Here is a 16857-nt window from a genome sequence, read left to right on the forward strand (position 1 = left end):
TGCGCGCGGTAGACGCTCGGTGGCGGGCCATGACGGTCGCCCTGATCGCGGCGTTCATGACCCTGCTCGACGTGAGCATCGTCAACGTGGCGCTGCCGTCGATCCAGGCGGACTTGGGCCTCAGCTCCGGCGGCCTGCAGTGGGTGCTCTCCGGCTACGCGCTCGCGTTCGGCCTGGTGCTCGTGCCAGCCGGCCGGTTCGGTGACGCGCACGGGCGGCGGAGGTTGTTCGTCGTCGGGCTGGCCGGCTTCACCCTGGCCAGTGCCGCCGCGGGCCTGGCGGACAGCGAGCTGTGGCTGGTCTGCGCCCGCCTCGTGCAGGGCGCGTCGGCCGGCGTGGTCAACCCGCAGGTCTCGGGCCTCGTGCAGCAGATGTTCAAGCCGGCCGAGCGCGGCAAGCCGTTCGGGGCGCTGGGCGCGACGATCGGCATCTCCACCGCCCTCGGTCCGCTGCTCGGCGGCGCGATCATCGCGATCGCCGGCACCGAGTCCGGCTGGCGCTGGATCTTCTACATCAACGTCCCCGTCGGTGTCGTCGCGATCGTGCTCGGCACCAGGTGGATCCCAGGCCACACCGGCGAAGAGGCGCCCCGGCGGGGCATCGACCCGCTCGGCGTCCTGCTGCTCGGCGCGGGCGTCGCACTGGTGCTGCTGCCGCTCGTACAGGAGAGGGAATGGCACGGCCCGATCGTCTGGATCCTGATCCTGGCCGGGATCCTGGTCCTCGGCGTCTTCGTCGGCTGGGAACGGCTGCAGCTGCGGCGCCGCGGATCGCCCCTGGTCGACCTGCGGCTGTTCCGCCGGCGCTCGTTCGCCCTCGGCTCGCTGCTGGCCCTCGCCTACTTCGCCGGCTTCACGACGACGTTCTTCATCTTCACCCTGTTCCTCCAGAACGGCCTGCGCTACTCCGCGCTGGAGGCCGGCCTGACGGTGACCCCGTTCGCGCTCGGCTCGGCGTCGGGCGCGATGCTCGGCGGCCGGATCGTCAACCGCTACGGCCGGGTGCTGGTCGTCACGGGCCTGTGCATGGTGATCGCCGGGCTGGCCCTGGTGCTCCTCGCCCTGCACTTCGTCGAGGGTCGGGGAGCGGGCTTCGCGACCGCGCTGCCGCTGCTCCTCGCCGGCATCGGCAGCGGGCTGGTGATCAGCCCCAACCAGAACCTCACGCTGAGCCAGGTGCCGGTGGCCGAGGCGGGCAGCGCCGGCGGCGTCCTGCAGACCGGCCAGCGCATCGGCTCGGCCATCGGCATCGCCGCGATCGGCGCGGTGTTCTTCAGCCGGCTCGCGACCACCGGGGGCAACTACGCGGAGGCTTTCCGGACCGGCCTGTACGTGACGATCGGCTTCATGGTGCTCGCGCTGGCGGCGGCGACCGCGGACGTGGTCGCCGGCCACCGCGAACGCGTCAGGTAGCGCGTTTGCGGTTCTGGTGGTCGAAGTCGCCCGGCAGCGAGCGCATCACCCGGTCGTCGCAGTCCGGGCAGTCGGCGTGGGCCTTAGCGGACTGCAGAACACCCTTCACGAGGTACGAGCCTCCGATGAAGTTGGCATCCTTGAGCGCTGCCGCGAGTTCCTCGGACTCGGCGAATCGTCCCTGCTCGGCCAGCAACCAACCGAGCTGCCGATAGGACAGGTTGCCGTCGAGCCGCTCCCGTGCGACCTCGGTCGCCTCTGCCAGCCGGCCGTGCGCCGCCAGCAGCCGCATCAACCGGTCGCGAACGTGGTCCTCTCCGGCCTCGATCGCGACCCGGTACGCGGCCGCCGCCTCGTCCACGTGCCCGAACCTCTCGAAGATCGCGCCCAGCGGCCAGCGTGCGACTCCGTCCGCGCCGAGCGCCGCGCGGTAGGCCGCCACCGCCTCGTCGAACTGGTCGTTGCGTGCGTACATCTTCGCGAGTCCGGCGCCCGCCGCGACGTCACCCTCGGCCACCGCGGCGCGATACTCGACAATGGACTCCGGAATCCGGTCGGCCTTGCAGAGCAGGACGGCGAGGTCGACCCGGGCGCGCGGCTCGCCGGCCGCCAGTGCCTCCCGTCCCACGGTCACCGCCTCCTCGAACCGGCCAACCAGCGCCAGCATGAAGGCCAGACCGCGGTGTGCGTACGCCACGCCGGACTCGATGGCGGCCCGCCACACCGCTTCCGCCTCGTCGACCCGTCCGTGCTCGTGCAGCAGAGAGGCCAGGCGGTCGACGTCCTCGACCCCGCCGCCGGGAACCCGGCCGGCCAGGAAGGCGATCGCGTCGTCCAGGCGTCCCTGGTCGACCAGCGACTCGACGTGCTCGTAAGGGTCCACCACCTCGTCGATCATCCCGGCACGATACGGGCCGAACCCGAGCGGCCGTACCGAATTCGCGGCCGACCATCAGCGTCGGTGTCCACCTGCGCCCGCACCTCGTACACCTGCGCGATCCGGTCCGGGGTCAGCACCTCGGCCGGCGAGCCCGCCGCGACCAGCCGTCCGCCGTGCAGCAACACCAGGTGGTCGCAGTGCTGAGCCGCCAGGTCCAGGTCGTGCAGCGTGACCACGACGGTCGTGGGCGACGATGCCAGGAAGTGCAGCAGCTCCAGTTGGTGCTTGATGTCGAGATGGTTCGTCGGCTCGTCGAGCAGCAGCAGGTCGGGTTCCTGCACCAGCGCCCGGGCCAGGTCCACCCGTTGCCGCTCGCCGCCCGACAGGCTCGCCCACCGCCGCCGCTCGAACCCGGCCAGGCCGGCGTCGGCGAGCGCCTGCCGGGCCAGCGCGACGTCGGCCCCGGACTCCCCGGCGAGCCGCGGCCGGTGCGGGATCCGGCCCAGCAGAACGACTTCCAGCGCGGACAGGTCCACTTCGGTCGCCGCCTGCTGGGCGACCACCGCGATCCGCCGCGCCAGAGCCCGTTGGCGCAGCATCGACAGACCCACGTCGTCGAGCAGCACCTCGCCGGTGTGCGGCCGGGCCAGCCCGGCCAACAACCGCAGAAGGCTGGACTTGCCCGAGCCGTTCGGGCCGAGCACGCCGACGGTGGTGCCCGGCTCGGCCGTCAGCGCCACCTCGGCCAGGATCGTCACGGCACCGGCGTTCCAGCCCACCTGGTCGGCGCGCAACCGGGCGGTCGTCATGCCCGGCGCCGCATGACCAACGCGAACACCGGCACCCCGAGCAGCGCGGTGAGGACGCCCACCGGCAGCTCCTGCGGTGCGAACGCGGTGCGGGCCGCCGTGTCGGCCCAGACCAGGAAGATCGCACCGACCACCGCGCAGGCCGGCAGCAGAGAACGGTGCCGGGCGCCGACGACGAACCGCACCGCGTGCGGCACGGTCAAGCCGACGAAGCCGATCGCGCCACTCGCCGCGACCAGGGTGGCCGCCACGAGCGCGGTGACGCCGAAGAGCAGCAGCCGGGTGCGGCCGGGGGAGAAGCCGAGCGAGCGCGCCGCGTCGGTGCCGAACGCGAACGCGTCCAGCGCTGTCGCGGCGGCCCAGCAGACGAGCAGGCCGGCGCCGGCCACCGCCGCGCAGAGCGTGACGGCGGTCCACGAGGCGGCGGTCAGCGAGCCGAGCAGCCAGAACGTGATGCTGCGGGTGTCCTGGGTGTGCGCGTCGGAGATCACGATGAGGCTGGTCACCGCGCTGAAGAGCTGGGAGACGGCGACTCCGGCGAGCACGATCCGGGTCGGCTCGGCAGCGCGCCGGCCGGCCAGCGCCAGCACCGCGGCGAAGGCGGCCACGCTGCCGGCGAACGCGCCGGTGGCCAGGTCGACCGGACCGGTCCCGATCCGAATGCCGAGCACCAGCACCGCGACCGCGCCGGTCGACGCGCCCGACGAGATGCCGAGCAGGAAGGGGTCGGCGAGGGGGTTGCGGGTCAGCGCCTGCAGCACCGCGCCGCACACCGCCAGGCCGGCACCGACGAGCGCGGCCAGCAGCACCCGGGGCAGCCGCAGCTCCCACACGATGCTGTCCGGCAGGGGCGGCAGCGCCCGGACCGGCAGACCCAGATGGGCGCCGACCGAGCGCAGCACGTCCACGACCGACAGGTCGGCGGCGCCGACGGTGACCGCCGCGGCGATGCTCAGGAGCAGCAGGAACAGCAGCGCCGCCGCCTTCATCGGCGGGCGAACACGACGTAGTCGTCGAGGTACTGCCAGACCGTGCCGACCTCCGTGAACCCGGCCGTGCGCAGGGCGGCCAGGTGGAACTCCAGCGACGCCAGGGCCTGCGGCGGCCGGTCGGCGAACCGCCGTTCCCGTTCGACTGCCAGTGAGGCGAGCTCTGGGTGGCGGGCCGCCTCGGCGTACCAGGCGGAGTAGGTCAGCGCACCCGAAGCGAACGCCGCGTCCCGCACCTGGGTCTCGTGCTCGCGGGCGATCTCGCCCAGTGCGGGTGCCGAAGCCCCGAACCGCAGGTGGTCCGCGTTGAGCAGCACCCCGCCGGGCGGCAGCAGGTTCGCGGCGGCGGTGTAGACGCGCAGGAGCTGGTCGGGGGAGAGCCAGTGCAGAGCGGTCGAGCTCAGCACGGCGTCGAACCGGCGTCCGGAGAGCGCCGCGGACCAGCCGTCGGAAACCAGGTCGAGGTCGCGCACGTCGGCGCCGTCCAGCGCCGCGTCGGCGATCCGCAGCAGGATCGGGTCGTAGTCGACCGCCACGGCGGTGGCGTCCGGGAAGCGGGCCAGCACCCGTTGGGTGATCGCGCCGGGACCGCAGGCCAGGTCGAGCATCGTCAGGTCCGCGGGGCAGTGCAGCCGCAGGACGTCCAGCATCACCTCGAAGCGCTGCTCGCGATGGGCGACGTACGCGGACTGCTGCTCGTCCCAGAGCGCCAGCAGGCGCCGAGCGTCCGCCCGGTCCAGCGCGGTCATCGGGCGAGCTTTCGCAGGCCCGCGCCGACGGCCTCGGCGGCCTCGACGCTGCGGATCGACGGGTCCATCGACGACCCGGGCACGATCACGAACCGGCCCGCCGCAACCGCATCCAATGTGGACGTCACCGGGTTCTTGCGCAGGAAGTCGATTTTCGCCTGGGCGCTGTCGCCGTCGCCGCCGCGGGTCAGGTCGGCCAACACGATCACGTCCGGGTTCCGCTGGGCGATCTCCTCCCAGTTGCCGGCGGGCCACTTCTGGTCGGCGTCGCCGAACGCGTTGCGCGCCCCGACCAGCGCGCTGACCGCGTCCGGCACACCGCCGCGCCCGGCCACGTACGGGGTGGTGGTGCCGGAGTAGTACCAGAGCAGCGAGGTGTCGCTCGTGGGGACGGTGGCCGCCGCCAGCCGGTCCTGCTGCTCGTGGATCAGTTCCTCACCCCGCGAAGCCACGCCGAAGACGCCAGAGATGTCGCGGATCTCGCCGAACAGAGCGTCGAAGCTGAACGTGGCGGTCGCATCGGAGGCGTTTTCACAGGCGAACGGGGAGAGGTACGCGGGCACGCCGAGCTTGGCCAGGTCGGCGCGCGGACCGGCGGCGTCCGGTGCGTACGCGGACGTGTACGTGGAGTAGACGAAGTCCGGAGTGGCGGCCCGCACGGCCTCGCGCGACGGGTACAGCTTCGCGAGCACCGGCACCTTGTCGTACGCGGGCCGCAGCTTGGGAAGCACCGGGTCGGTCTGGTAGCTCGTGCCGGCCATCCGGTCGCCCAGACCGAGGCTGAGCATGATCTCGGTCGCGTTCTGTTCGAGGGTGACCGCGCGCTTGGGCGGGGCGGCGACGTGCAACGGCAGCCCGCAGTTGGTCAGGTCGACGGCGCTGGCGGCGGGCACAGGCGGGGCGGCGGAACCGGCGGAACCGGCGCAGCCACCGGCGGCCAACGCCGCGCACAGGCCCACCGAAATGAAAACCATTTTCATTTGGCGGACACTAACAGTGCCCCACCCGGGCAGCGCAAGTCGGGGCTCGCATGTCCGGCGGCCATCCGGGTACGCGGCGGGGAAGACCGAGGAGGGACGACATGAGCGAGCCTGAGGAAGGCCAGGAGAAGACCTCGAAGACCGACGCCATCCTGTTGAAGGACGTGCTCAAGGACCTCAAGGACCTCAAGGCGGGCGAGGACTTCGAAGAAGCTGAGCCCGTGGACCACAAGCCGAACAAGCCGAACAAGAAGAAGTGAACGGGTGGCGGGCCCGGACCGCCACCCGCTCTCATCCGCCGGCGGCCCGGCGGCGCCCGCGGTAGTCCGCGACCATCAGGTCGGTGAGCTCGGCCACCGAGGTCTCGGCGGTCGGGCGGTCGAAGGTGATGCGGCCCTGTTGCAGGATGGCGACCCGGTCGCAGACCTGGAGCGCCTGGGCGTAGTTGTGGGCGATGATGACGATCGCGACGTCACCCCGTGCCTTCAGGTCGGCGACCAGATCCAGGATGATCGTCGCCTCCTTCGCGCCCATCGCGGCCAACGGCTCGTCGAGCAACAGGATGCGCGCCGCCGAGTAGACCGACCGGGCGACCGCGATCGCCTGGCGCTGGCCGCCGGAGAGCTTGGCCGCCTCGACCGTGACGTCGGGGATGTCGACGCCCATCTCACGCAGGTGCTCCTCGGCCAGGCGGCGCATCAGGCGGTTGTTGAGCAGCGGCCCGATCCGGTGCTCCCGGTTGAGGAACATGTTGTGGTAGACGCTGAGCTCGTTGACCAGCGCCAGATCCTGGTAGACGGTGTCGATGCCGAGCGAGCGCGCGTGGTCGACGCTGCGCAACACGACAGGAACTTCGTCGACCAGGATCCGGCCCGCGTCCGGGCGGTGGAAGCCGCAGATCACCTTGATCAGCGTGGACTTGCCCGCGCCGTTGTCGCCGAGCAATCCGAGCACCTCACCGCGTCCAACATGGAGGTTGACGTCGGTCAGTGCCGTCAACGCACCGAACCGTTTCGCCACCCCCTCAACACGCAAGGCATCCATCTCAGCTCCCTCCCGCGCGTCGCAGCCGCGACAGGTACTGGTTCGCGATCATCGAGACCAGGATCGCCAGGCCCTGGATGAGGAAGAACGGGTTCGCGCTCACGCCGACCAGGTTGAAACCGTTCTGGAGCACGGCGAGCACGAACATGCCGAGCAGCGCGCCGATGACCGTGCCGGAGCCGCCGGCCAGCGCGGTGCCGCCGATCACCGCCGCCGCGATAGCGGTGAAGGTGATGCGCGTGCCGCCACCGATGTTCGGGTCGATCGAGTTGATCCGGAAGGCCTCCATCAGGCCGGCGAACGCGCCGAGCGTACTCACGAGCATGAAGTTGCCGACCTTGACGCGGTTGACCCGGATGCCGGCCTCGGTGGCGCCGAGCATGTTGCCGCCGACCGAGATCGTGTGCAGGCCCCAGCGGGTGCGGGTCAGCACGAGGTGGAAGAACACCACGACGAGCAGGCACCAGCTCAGCGATGCCCAGTCGCCGGCGCCGAGCCAGGTCTGCAGATCGCCTTTGACCGAAGAAGGGATGGCCACCGGGTACGCCTTCGAGGTCGTCAACAGGATGCCGTACAGCAGGTAGAACATCCCGAGCGTGGTGACGAACGACGGCACCTTCAACCTAGTCGTGATCAGCCCGTTGACCAGCCCGACAAGAGCCGCGAGCAGCAGCGCCAACAGGATCGCGGGCACGGCCGGCACACCGTAGAAGTCGATCGCGTAGTGCATCAGGTACGGCGCCAGCGCCGCGACCATCCCCACCGAGATGTCGATCTCCCCGCTGACCAGCAGGAACACGATGCCGACGGCGACGATCGCGGTCGGCGCGGTCGCCTGCGCGATGTTGCGCAGGTTGCCGTCGGTCAGGAACAGCGGCGTGGACGCCTGGAAGTAGACGACGAGCGCGATCGCGACCACCAGCACGCTCGCCTCGCGCCGCCGGATGAAACCGGTCCACGCCCGGCGGGCCAGCGCGGGCCCGCCGGGCTTGTCGACGGCGACGCTCATGGGTGCGCGATCGGGCCGGAGCGCTCCACCAGCTTCACCGCGGTGTCCGAACCCTCGTACCGCGTCTTGGTGCCCTGGTAGGGGTCGACGTTGTCCTTGGTGACGAACAGCAGGCCGGTGTTGGTCTGCGTCGGGAACAGCAGGCCGCCGGTCAGCTTGTAGAGGTAGAGGGCCAGCACCGGCAGGAAGCCCTGCAGGTACGGCTGCTGGTCGATCGTGTAGTCGAGGTCGCCGCTCTTGACCGCGGCCAACGTTTCGGGCACCAGGTCGAAGCCGCCGGCCACCTTGAGCCCCTTCTCGCGCAGTTTGTATTTCGCGACGGTCTGCCCGACGCTCTGGGTCGATCCGGCGTCGACGGCGAGCAGCCCGGCCAGGTTCGGATGACCCTGCACGTACGCGTCGATGATGGACAGTCCCTGGGTGACGTCGGCGTTCGTGGCGATCGGCGTGAACGTGACGGGCTTGCCGGAGTCCTTGAACGCCGCCTGCGCGCCGTCGATCCGGGGCTGGATGTTGAGCTGGCCCGGTGTCGCGATGAACCCCGCGACCTCGCCGCCGTCGAGCTGGGTGAGGGCCCGCCGGCCGAGCTCGTAGCCCGACTCGTAGAGGCCCTGCCCGATGTACGCGAGCCGGTTGGTGCCGGGGTCGTCCGGCGCGCCGTCGGCGTTGAAGGAGACGACCGGGATACCGGCGTCGAGGGCCTGGTCGACCGGCGCCTTGAACGCGGCCTTGTCGACCACCGCGACTGCGATGCCGTCGGACTTGGCGCTGACGGCGGTGTTGGTGGCGTCGACCATCTCCGCCACGACGGAGTTGACCGAGCCGGTCCACTGGAACTGGACGCCCAGCAGCTTGCACGCGTCCTCGGCGCCGTACTGGGTGGGCGTGAAGAACGGGTTGGTCGTGACGTGGCAGACGAAGACGAACTTCCACGACGGCGTACGCGGGAAGTTGCCGACCGCGCCCTCGGCGGCGACCGGGTCGTCGGTGCAGGCCGCGAGTAACGCGGACGCGGCGAGGGAGGCGCTGGCCAGGCCCGTGCCGCGCAGCAGGCGGCGGCGGGTCAACGAGTTGAGCGGGAGCGTTTCGACGGCCTTCTCGACCGTGGGATGGACGTCACGCATGGCGAAATCCTTCGGCAGACGGGATCGCACAGGGGTGGGGTACGCGGTCGTCCGCCGCTTGGTGGGACAGAGGTTAGGCCCGGCCCGCCGGTCGCGTCAACGGGTCAAGACATCGAACATCTCAATATGAAAACGAATGAGTGCAATCGTATGCGGTGCGGAGTAGCGTGCCGGCTTACCGGATGCCTCACGGTGGTCGTCCGCCCTCGTTCGGGCCGTCCGGACCCCCTCGGCATGGAGGAGGCGTGTGATGGTGAAGCACTGGCGGCCCGCGGTGGCCGCCCTGGCGACAATCGCGTTGGTCGGGGCGTGCAGCTCCGACCCGGAGCCGACCGAGGAACAGGCCGTCCAGCCCGCCACGACCTCGTGTGCGAGCAGTGGCGAGCTGACCATGTGGGAACGCTCGGGCGGCAACAAGCAGATGGTCGACCTGCTGGTCGAGGCCTGGAACACCAAGAACCCCGACTGCAAGGTCGCACTGACCTACATTCCGCACACCGAGATGGTCGGCAAGATCGCGCAGGGCATCGCGTCCGGCGAGGTGCCCGACCTGATGGGCATGGACCTGATCTACGCGCCGCAGTTCGAGAAGGCGCAGCAGCTCGTCGACCTGACCGAGCGCATCAAGAGCTGGCCGGAGCTCGCGACCGCCAGCAAGGGCCACATGACCGTGGCGACCTATGAGGACAAGCTCTACGGCGTGCCGCTCTACGCGGACGTCTCGGCGCTGTTCTACAACAAGGACCTGTTCACCAAGGCCGGGCTGGATCCCGAGAAGCCACCGACGAGCCTGGACGAGCTCCGGTCCTATGCCGACAAGATCACCGCGCTCGGTGGCGACGTCAAGGGCTACTACCTGCCGGGCAACTGCGCCGGCTGCAACATCTTCACCGTCGGCCCGCTGATGTGGGCCTCCGGCGCGAAGATCGAGGCCACCGCCGAAGGCGACGAACCGCTGACCGGCGACGGCGTCAAGCAGGTGCTCCAGTTCGCCCGCGACATGGTCAAGGCGGGCAACGTACACGAGGGTGACCGGGCGGAGAACGGCGAGACGTTCCACCTCCAGTTCGGCACCGGCAAGGTCGGCATGATGGGCACCGGCAACTTCAACATCACGCTGGCCCGGCAGCAGAACCCCAACATGAAGTTCGGCATCGGGCTGCTGCCCGGCGTCTCGCCGAACTCGTCCGCGTCGTTCATCGGCGGCGACCTCGTCGTCGTGCCCCGCGGCAGTGAGCGCGTGGCCGACGCGGTCAACTTCATGAAGTTCCTGCTGTCCGACGAGGTGCAGGTCGAGGTCTACGCCAAGGCGCTGAACCTGACCACCCGCACCGACATGGTCGACAACAAGTACTTCCAGGCCGAGCCACTCGTGCAGGACGTGGCGAAGGCGCTCGACGTCGGCCGCACGCCGTACACGCTGACGTTCTTCGAGCAGATCAACTCGCCGCAGGGGCCGTGGCTGCAGATGCTGCAGAAGGCCTACTACACCGACGAGAGCCTCGACACGATCATCGCCGACGCGAAGAAGGCGATGAAGACCGTCGCCAGCCAGGGTTAGGCGACGTGCGTCGGGGACGACGGAACGGCTGGGTCGGGCTGGCGTACCTCAGCCCGGCCCTGCTGTTCGTGCTCATCTTCACGGTCTATCCGCTGGTGCGGATGGCCTGGATGTCGCTGCACAACTGGTCGCTGCTCACCCCGCCGCGGTGGGTCGGCTTCGACAACTACACCCGGGCGTTCGACGACCGCCAGTTCTGGGTGTCGTTCGGGTTCACGTTGAAGTACACCCTGATCATCACGCCGATCCTGATCATCGGCGGTTATCTGCTGGCGTTGCTGACGGCCCACAACTCGCCGGTGCGCCGGCTGACCCGCACGGTGGTGTTCACGCCCGTGGTGATCGGGCTCGGCGTCTCCAGCCTGCTCTGGTACTGGCTGTTCAGCACGGACTTCGGCTTCGTCAACACGGTCCTGCTGGACCTCGGGGTTCTCAAGGAACCCGTGGTCTGGCTCGGCGTCGACGCCGACCGGTCCAACCTCGCGATCATCGCGTCCGTGGTGTGGAAGGTGATCGGCTTCGGCATGGTCTTGTTCGTCGGCGCCATCCAGGCGATTCCGAGCGACGTCAACGAGGCGAGCCTGGTCGACGGCGCCTCGTACCGCCAGCGGGTGACCCGGATCGTCCTGCCGCTCACGCTGCGCACCGTGCTGCTGGTCACGCTGCTCAGCGTCATCGGCTCGCTGCTGGCGTTCGACCAGTTCTACATCATGACCGCGGGCCAGCCGCAGAACGAGACGGCCACCTCCGTGTTCTTCGTGTACCTCAACTCGTTCCCGTACCTGAAGCTCGGCTACGGTGCGGCGCTGTCGATGGTGCTGGCCCTGACCATCCTCGCGTTCACCGTCGTCCAACTTCTGCTGACCCGGCGGAGTCACACATGAGGCGGCGCGGTTACCTGGTCGGCGCGGTGTGCCTGGCGCTGTGCGCGGTGATGCTGCTGCCCCTGCTGGCGTCCGTGCTCGCCTCGCTCAAGCCGACGGCGGAGGCGGCCGCGTCGCCGCCGACCTACCTGCCTGGCTCCTTGAGCCTGGACAGCTACCAGCGGCTCTGGGAATACCAGCAGGGGTTGCCCGTCTACCTGTTCAACAGCCTCGGCACGGCGGTGCTGACGATCCTGTTCACCCTGCTGCTGACCGTGCCGGCCGCGTACGGGCTGGCCCGCTTTCCCGTTCCTGCCAAGGAACTGCTCTTCGTGGTGCTGCTGCTCGCGCTGATCGTCCCGTACCAGGCGTTGCTGACGCCCATGTTCCTGATGTTCGCGAAGCTCGGCCTGACCAACTCGCTGATCGGGTTGGCGGTCGTGCACACGGCGATCCAACTGCCGTTCAGCCTGTACGTGCTGCGCAACAGCTTCGCCGCGGTGCCCCGCGAGTTGGAGGAAGCGGCCATCATGGATGGTGCGTCGTCGGTGCAGTCGCTGCGGCGGGTGTTCCTGCCGGCGACCGTCCCGGCCGTGGTCACGGTGGCGCTGTTCGCGTTCATCATGAGCTGGAACGAGTTCCTGGGCGCGCTGGTGATGATGAGCAAGAGCTCGAAGTTCACCCTGCCGGTGGTGCTCGCGGCGGCCCGCACCGAGACCAGCCTCGGCGGCACGGACTGGGGCATGCTCCAGGCGGGCATCACCATCTCGATCATCCCGTGTGTCGGCGTCTACCTGTTGTTGCAGCGCTACTACGTGTCCGGCCTGATGAGCGGAGCAGTCAAATGATCGAGGGCGTGGTGTGGCCTTCCCGTTCTCGGCTGCGGCCGCTGGGCGGCGACCAGGTAGCCGTCCATGATGGATTCTGGGCCGACCGGCTGCGGACCAACCGGGAGCGGACCGTCCCGCACGGCTTCGCCCAGCTGCGGCGAGCCGGCACGCTCGACAACCTGCGGCTGGCGGCCGGTGCCACGGGCGACTACCGGGCTTCGGCCGACTCCGGCGGCGCGGTCCTGCCGTTCCTCGACTCGGACGTCTACAAGTGGCTGGAGGCGGTCGGTTGGGAGCTCGGCACCGCGCCCGACGCCGCGCTGTGGGCCGCGGCGGACGAGGCGATCGAGGTCGTGGCCGCGGCCCAACGGCCTGACGGGTATGTCAACAGCTTCGTGCAGGTGGTCGGTGGCGGCGTGCCCTATCGCGACCTCGCCTGGGGGCACGAGCTCTACTGCGTCGGCCATCTCGTGCAGGCCGGGATCGCGTGGCATCGGGCGCTCGACGACGACCGGCTGCTGCGGATCGGGGTGCGTTCCGTTGAGCACTTCGCTGCTGAGGCTCCGGATGCGATCGACGGGCATCCGGGCATCGAGATGGCGCTGGTGGAGCTTTCCCGGGTGTGCTCCGAGCCGCGTTATCTGGCGTTGGCCGCGCGGATGGTCGACCGGCGTGGGCACGGGCTGCTGGGTGACGGCCGTTTCGGTCCGGCCTACTGGCAGGACCACGCGCCGGTACGCTCGGCGCCCGAAGTCGCCGGGCACAGCGTCCGGCAGCTCTACCTCGACTGTGGGGCGGTCGACGTGGCCGTCGAGCAGGACGACGAGGAGCTGTTGGCCGCGGTTCAGCGGCGGTGGAACGACATGGTGCGGACGCGGCGCTATCTGACCGGGGCGCTGGGCAGCCGGCACCGCGACGAGGCGTTCGGCGATCCTTACGAACTGCCACCCGATCGGGCGTACGCGGAGACGTGCGCGGCCATCGCCAGCGTCATGCTGGCGTGGCGCGTGTTGCTCGCCACCGGCGAGCCGGGCTACGCCGACGACATCGAGCGGGCGATGTACAACGGGGTGCTGTCGGGGCTGTCCCGGTCGGGCACGGAGTTCTTCTACGTCAACCCGCTGCACCGCCGCACGCACCGCACCTTCGAGTCGGACGGTCACGGCCGGCGCCGGCCGTGGCAGGCGTGTGCCTGTTGCCCGCCCAACCTGATGCGGCTGCTCAGCTCGTGGCGGCAGTACCTGGCCACGGGTGACGAGACCGGCATCCAGCTCCACCAGTACGCGACGGCTTCGGTGCGCACCGACGACGTGGAGCTGTCGGTGCGCACCGGCTATCCGTGGTCCGGCGGGGTCGAGGTCGAGGTGGTGCGGACCCCGTCCGCGCCGTGGACGCTGTCGCTGCGGGTGCCGGGCTGGTGTCGTGACGCGCGCCTGTCGGTAGCGAAGGACGAGCCGCCGGTCCAGGTCGCCACCGGGTACGTGCACCGCACGCGCGCGTGGCAGCCGGGCGACCGGGTCACCCTCGACCTGGCGCTGGCGGTCCGCCGCACGGAACCCGACCCGCGGGTCGACGCGGTCCGCGGCTGCGTGGCGTTCGAGCGGGGCCCGATCGTCTACTGTGTCGAGTCGGTCGACCTGCCGGCGGGTTTCGACGTGGAGGACGTCCGCTGGGACCCGGACCGGGAGGCGGTCGCGGTGCCGCGCCCGGACCTGGGCGACGAGGTGGTCGGCATCGACGTCCCGGTCGAGCCGGCCCGCACGGCGCCGCTCGTCCCCTACTACTCATGGGCAAACCGAGGCGCCATCGGCATGCGGGTGTGGCTGCCACGCTAGGCCCCTGTTTCGGGTCTTCGGTCGGTGTGGTCTGCGGCGGGCCCGGGCGCCGCCTGGCCGCAGGGCGCCTTTACCAGACGCGAAACAGGGCCCTGTTTCTGTCGTAGGTGCGGTCTATGGTCCGTCGCATGGAGATCGATCACGAGGTCGCGGTCATCGTGCTCACCGACGCGGTCGGGCGGGTGTTGATGCAACACCGCAGTCCGGACGCGCACACCGAACCAGGCCGGTGGGGCCCTCCGACCGGGCTGGTGGAGCCCGGCGAGTCCGCGGCGGCGGCCGCCCACCGCGAGCTGCTCGAAGAGGCGGGGTTGACCGCCGTCCTCGAGCCCGACCGGGTGCTGGAGCAGGCGCTCACCGACGGGCGCGGGGTCCGCTTCCATGTCTTCACCGGCCGCACCGAGGCCCGCCAGGAAGACGTCGTCCTGGGCGAGGGCCTGGCGATGCGGTTCCTCACCCCCGCCGAGATGGCCACGAAGGAGCTGGTGAGCAATGCCAACCGACTAATGAGCCTGACGTAGGGTCTGGCCCGAAGCGGCTGACGGGGTTGCGGCGGACTTGGATGTCGGTCACGACCTGGGGTGTGCGGCGTGTCCCAGCCGAGGTCCGGGCCTTGCGTCGCTCCGGCCGCCAGGTCGGAGCGGACCTTGAGGTCTGCCTCGATGTGGCTGACCGGGTTGCGGCGGACCTGGACGTCGGTCACGACCCGGGGTGTGCCGCGCGGCCCAAGCCGAGGCCTAGGCCTCGCCTCGCTTCCGCCGCCAGGTCAGACAGACCCTGAGGTCTGCCTCGCTGATCGAGCTGCGCGCGGCCCATGCACCGCTAGCGGGCCGTCCTACCTTCGGCTGGTATCGCGCATCGGTATCCCGGCGACCGCCCGGCGCACGTTTGGGCCTCGCCCGGCGACCAGTTCGAGGCGACCCTAGCGCCGGCGGGCTGGTTTGGCGGTCGACTCGCGGACGATGAGCTCGGGGGTGAAGATCTCGAGGTCGGGCTGGCGCGCCGCGTCCGGATCGCGGGCCAAGGTGACGGCCCGGTTGATGGCGTGACTGACGATCTTCGCCGTGGGCATCCGGGACGTGGTCAGGGCCGGCACCGTGTGGCTGGAGATCTGGATGTCGTCGAAGCCGACGACCGAGAGCCGGTCGGGCACGGTGGCGCCGAGGCTGTGGGCCGCGTGCAGCACGCCGACCGCGATCAGGTCCGTCGAGGTGGCGACCGCCGTGGGCGGATGGGGCAGGGCCATCAGCCGGCGCAGGGCGGCGTCGCCGCCGGCCATTGTGTTGGGGCAGCGCTCCAGGTAGCCGTCCGGCACGCCGCCGAGCCGCTCGCCCATGAAGTCGACGTAGGCGCGCTCCCGGACCCAGAACTCGCCGGGCAGCTCGGCGCTGAGGAAGGCGATCCGCTTGTGCCCGAGGGCGGTCAGGTGCTCGAGCCCGGCCTGGATGCCGGCCCGGTCGTCGGTGTCGGCGCTGGGGAAGTCCAGCGGGCTGGTGCCCTGCCAGAGCGCCACCACGGGGACGCGCGAGCTGCGCAGGTCGTCGAGCAGTTGCGGGTGCACGCGCACGTCACCGAGCAGGATGATCGCGTCGGTGTGCCGGGTCTCCAGCACGGAGGTGAGCGGGATGGCCTCATCGAGCCCGGGGTGCACGTGGCCGAGCACGACGTTGTAGCCGTGCGCCATCGACTCCTTGACCAGCGCCTCGATCGCCTCGGCGAAGAACGGGTCGCTGAAGTCGCGGACGACCACGCCGATCAGGTTGGTCGAGGCGCCGCGCAGCCCCCGGGCGAGCGGGTTGGGGCGGTAGCCGAGCTGCCGCGAGGCCGCCATGACGCGCTCGCGGGTGGCGGCCGCGATCGGCACACGGGTCTCGACGCCACTGAGCACCCGCGACACGGTGCTCTGCGAGACCTCGGCCGCGTCGGCGATGTCCTGCATCGTCGGCACAGCCCGGCGCTGATTGCCGCCGGCCGGCGGCACGCTGGGGGTCTCGGACGCCGGTCGGCGCCGGCGCGGAGCAGGGGACATGCGTGAAACATACCCCGTTCGATGCGGCCATACGATTGCATGCGTTGCACGCATGCCCCGGGCCGCGGTGGTGGCAAGGCCGTGTTGGGCCTTAGGCCGGATGCACGTCGGGGCGCGCGACCCGGCGGCGGCGGTGTGGCCGCGGTTTGCGCCGGACCGAAGGGCGTCGTCGTGAGCAGCCCACCTCCGTGTCCGGCCGCGGTGGCGGCCCGGGCGGACGGGCGTTGCGGCGCGAGGGCGGGCGGCGGTCAGGCCGTGGCGGATGCCGGGCCTGGGGGGCTGCCGCGCGCGGCAGGCAGCCCTTTCGGGCTGGCGTTCAGGCCGCGGTGGGCGCTGGGCCGGAGGCGCGTTGCAGTGTGCGGATCGGGGGCGCCAGTCTGGCCGCGGTGGGAGCGGGGCCCGAGGTGCGTTGCCGCGCGCGGTCCCCAGCTCGCCTCCGGCTGGCGGTCTGGCCGCGGTGGCGACCGGGCGGACGTGCTTTGCGGCGGGCGGGTCGGCGGCGGTCAGGCTGTGGCGGATGCCGTGCCTGAGGTGCGCTGCCTCGCGTGGCCCGCGGCCGTTTCGCGGGCTGCGGTTCAGGCCGCGGTGGGCGCAGGCCCGGCCGTACGTTGCGGCGCGGGGCCGGCCCCGGTGGGTGCCAGGCCGGAGGTGCGTGCCGTGGGCGGTCTGCGGCCCTTGACGGGCTGGCAGCCTTGGGCGCGGAGCCGCAGGCGACCGCCCTGCTCGTCCAAAACGGCCGGATC

The 16857-nt window shown here is 70.8% G+C and carries 16 protein-coding genes; 7 read left to right on the forward strand and 9 right to left on the reverse strand.

What is annotated here, in order from left to right:
• Window positions 1–29 precede the first annotated feature (29 nt).
• Complete coding sequence (locus CHC05_RS26390; protein WP_089253267.1) at window positions 30–1412, forward strand: MFS transporter; 1383 nt, start codon at window positions 30–32, stop codon at window positions 1410–1412.
• Here the strand turns inward: CHC05_RS26390 and CHC05_RS26395 are convergent.
• From CHC05_RS26395 to CHC05_RS26415, 5 genes are read right to left on the reverse strand one after another with little or no spacing between them, the layout of a single operon-like run.
• On the reverse strand, window positions 1405–2310 hold the full coding sequence (locus CHC05_RS26395) for a tetratricopeptide repeat protein (protein ID WP_089253268.1): 906 nt from the start codon (window positions 2308–2310) through the stop codon (window positions 1405–1407). The genes CHC05_RS26390 and CHC05_RS26395 overlap by 8 nt on opposite strands.
• A complete protein-coding gene (locus tag CHC05_RS26400) occupies window positions 2307–3101 on the reverse strand; it encodes an ABC transporter ATP-binding protein (RefSeq protein WP_089253269.1) in 795 nt (264 codons plus the stop codon). The genes CHC05_RS26395 and CHC05_RS26400 overlap by 4 nt, the downstream gene beginning before the upstream one ends.
• On the reverse strand, window positions 3098–4090 hold the full coding sequence (locus tag CHC05_RS26405; protein WP_089253270.1) for a FecCD family ABC transporter permease: 993 nt from the start codon (window positions 4088–4090) through the stop codon (window positions 3098–3100). The genes CHC05_RS26400 and CHC05_RS26405 overlap by 4 nt, the downstream gene beginning before the upstream one ends.
• Window positions 4087–4839, reverse strand: a complete 753-nt coding sequence (locus CHC05_RS26410) for a class I SAM-dependent methyltransferase (RefSeq protein WP_089253271.1) — start codon at window positions 4837–4839, stop codon at window positions 4087–4089. The genes CHC05_RS26405 and CHC05_RS26410 overlap by 4 nt, the downstream gene beginning before the upstream one ends.
• Window positions 4836–5819, reverse strand: coding sequence for an ABC transporter substrate-binding protein (locus tag CHC05_RS26415; protein WP_089253272.1), 984 nt, complete (start codon window positions 5817–5819; stop codon window positions 4836–4838). Before CHC05_RS26415 ends, CHC05_RS26410 begins: the two co-directional genes overlap by 4 nt.
• A 101-nt stretch (window positions 5820–5920) precedes the next feature.
• Between CHC05_RS26415 and CHC05_RS41675 the strand changes: the two genes are divergently transcribed.
• Window positions 5921–6079 (forward strand): hypothetical protein, encoded by a 159-nt coding sequence (locus CHC05_RS41675; protein ID WP_179266383.1) that lies wholly within the window; start codon window positions 5921–5923, stop codon window positions 6077–6079.
• 31 nt (window positions 6080–6110) lie between these two features.
• Here CHC05_RS41675 and CHC05_RS26420 read toward each other — a convergent pair whose 3' ends face one another.
• Genes CHC05_RS26420 through CHC05_RS26430 form a run of 3 tightly spaced genes read right to left on the reverse strand, consistent with a single transcriptional unit; the run spans window position 6111 to window position 8996 of the window.
• Window positions 6111–6863, reverse strand: coding sequence for an ATP-binding cassette domain-containing protein (locus CHC05_RS26420; RefSeq protein WP_089253273.1), 753 nt, complete (start codon window positions 6861–6863; stop codon window positions 6111–6113).
• A gap of 1 nt (window position 6864) precedes the next feature.
• On the reverse strand, window positions 6865–7872 hold the full coding sequence (locus CHC05_RS26425) for an ABC transporter permease (RefSeq protein ID WP_089253274.1): 1008 nt from the start codon (window positions 7870–7872) through the stop codon (window positions 6865–6867).
• Window positions 7869–8996 (reverse strand): sugar ABC transporter substrate-binding protein, encoded by a 1128-nt coding sequence (locus tag CHC05_RS26430; protein WP_089253275.1) that lies wholly within the window; start codon window positions 8994–8996, stop codon window positions 7869–7871. Before CHC05_RS26430 ends, CHC05_RS26425 begins: the two co-directional genes overlap by 4 nt.
• Window positions 8997–9246: 250 nt before the next feature.
• Here CHC05_RS26430 and CHC05_RS26435 point away from each other — a divergent pair, with 250 nt between their 5' ends.
• The 5 genes from CHC05_RS26435 (at window position 9247) to CHC05_RS26455 (ending at window position 14606) form a co-directional block, all read left to right on the forward strand.
• Window positions 9247–10557 (forward strand): ABC transporter substrate-binding protein, encoded by a 1311-nt coding sequence (locus tag CHC05_RS26435; protein WP_089253276.1) that lies wholly within the window; start codon window positions 9247–9249, stop codon window positions 10555–10557.
• A 5-nt stretch (window positions 10558–10562) separates the two neighbouring features.
• Window positions 10563–11441 carry a carbohydrate ABC transporter permease gene (locus CHC05_RS26440; protein ID WP_089253277.1) on the forward strand — a complete coding sequence of 293 codons (879 nt, stop codon included), beginning with the start codon at window positions 10563–10565 and terminating at the stop codon, window positions 11439–11441.
• The gene (locus tag CHC05_RS26445; RefSeq protein WP_089253278.1) at window positions 11438–12268 is read left to right on the forward strand and encodes a carbohydrate ABC transporter permease; all 831 of its coding nucleotides are present in this window, start codon (window positions 11438–11440) and stop codon (window positions 12266–12268) included. The genes CHC05_RS26440 and CHC05_RS26445 overlap by 4 nt, the downstream gene beginning before the upstream one ends.
• A complete protein-coding gene (locus tag CHC05_RS26450; protein WP_089253279.1) occupies window positions 12265–14085 on the forward strand; it encodes a glycoside hydrolase family 127 protein in 1821 nt (606 codons plus the stop codon). Before CHC05_RS26445 ends, CHC05_RS26450 begins: the two co-directional genes overlap by 4 nt.
• A gap of 128 nt (window positions 14086–14213) precedes the next feature.
• The gene (locus tag CHC05_RS26455) at window positions 14214–14606 is read left to right on the forward strand and encodes an NUDIX domain-containing protein (RefSeq protein WP_089253280.1); all 393 of its coding nucleotides are present in this window, start codon (window positions 14214–14216) and stop codon (window positions 14604–14606) included.
• Window positions 14607–15007: 401 nt separating this feature from the next.
• On the opposite strand, the gene CHC05_RS26460 is transcribed toward CHC05_RS26455, so the two are convergent.
• Window positions 15008–16114 (reverse strand): LacI family DNA-binding transcriptional regulator, encoded by a 1107-nt coding sequence (locus CHC05_RS26460; protein WP_179266384.1) that lies wholly within the window; start codon window positions 16112–16114, stop codon window positions 15008–15010.
• Window positions 16115–16857 lie beyond the last annotated feature (743 nt).

This window comes from Asanoa hainanensis, from assembly GCF_900188485.1.
GTDB classification, from domain to species: Bacteria; Actinomycetota; Actinomycetes; order Mycobacteriales; family Micromonosporaceae; genus Asanoa; species Asanoa hainanensis.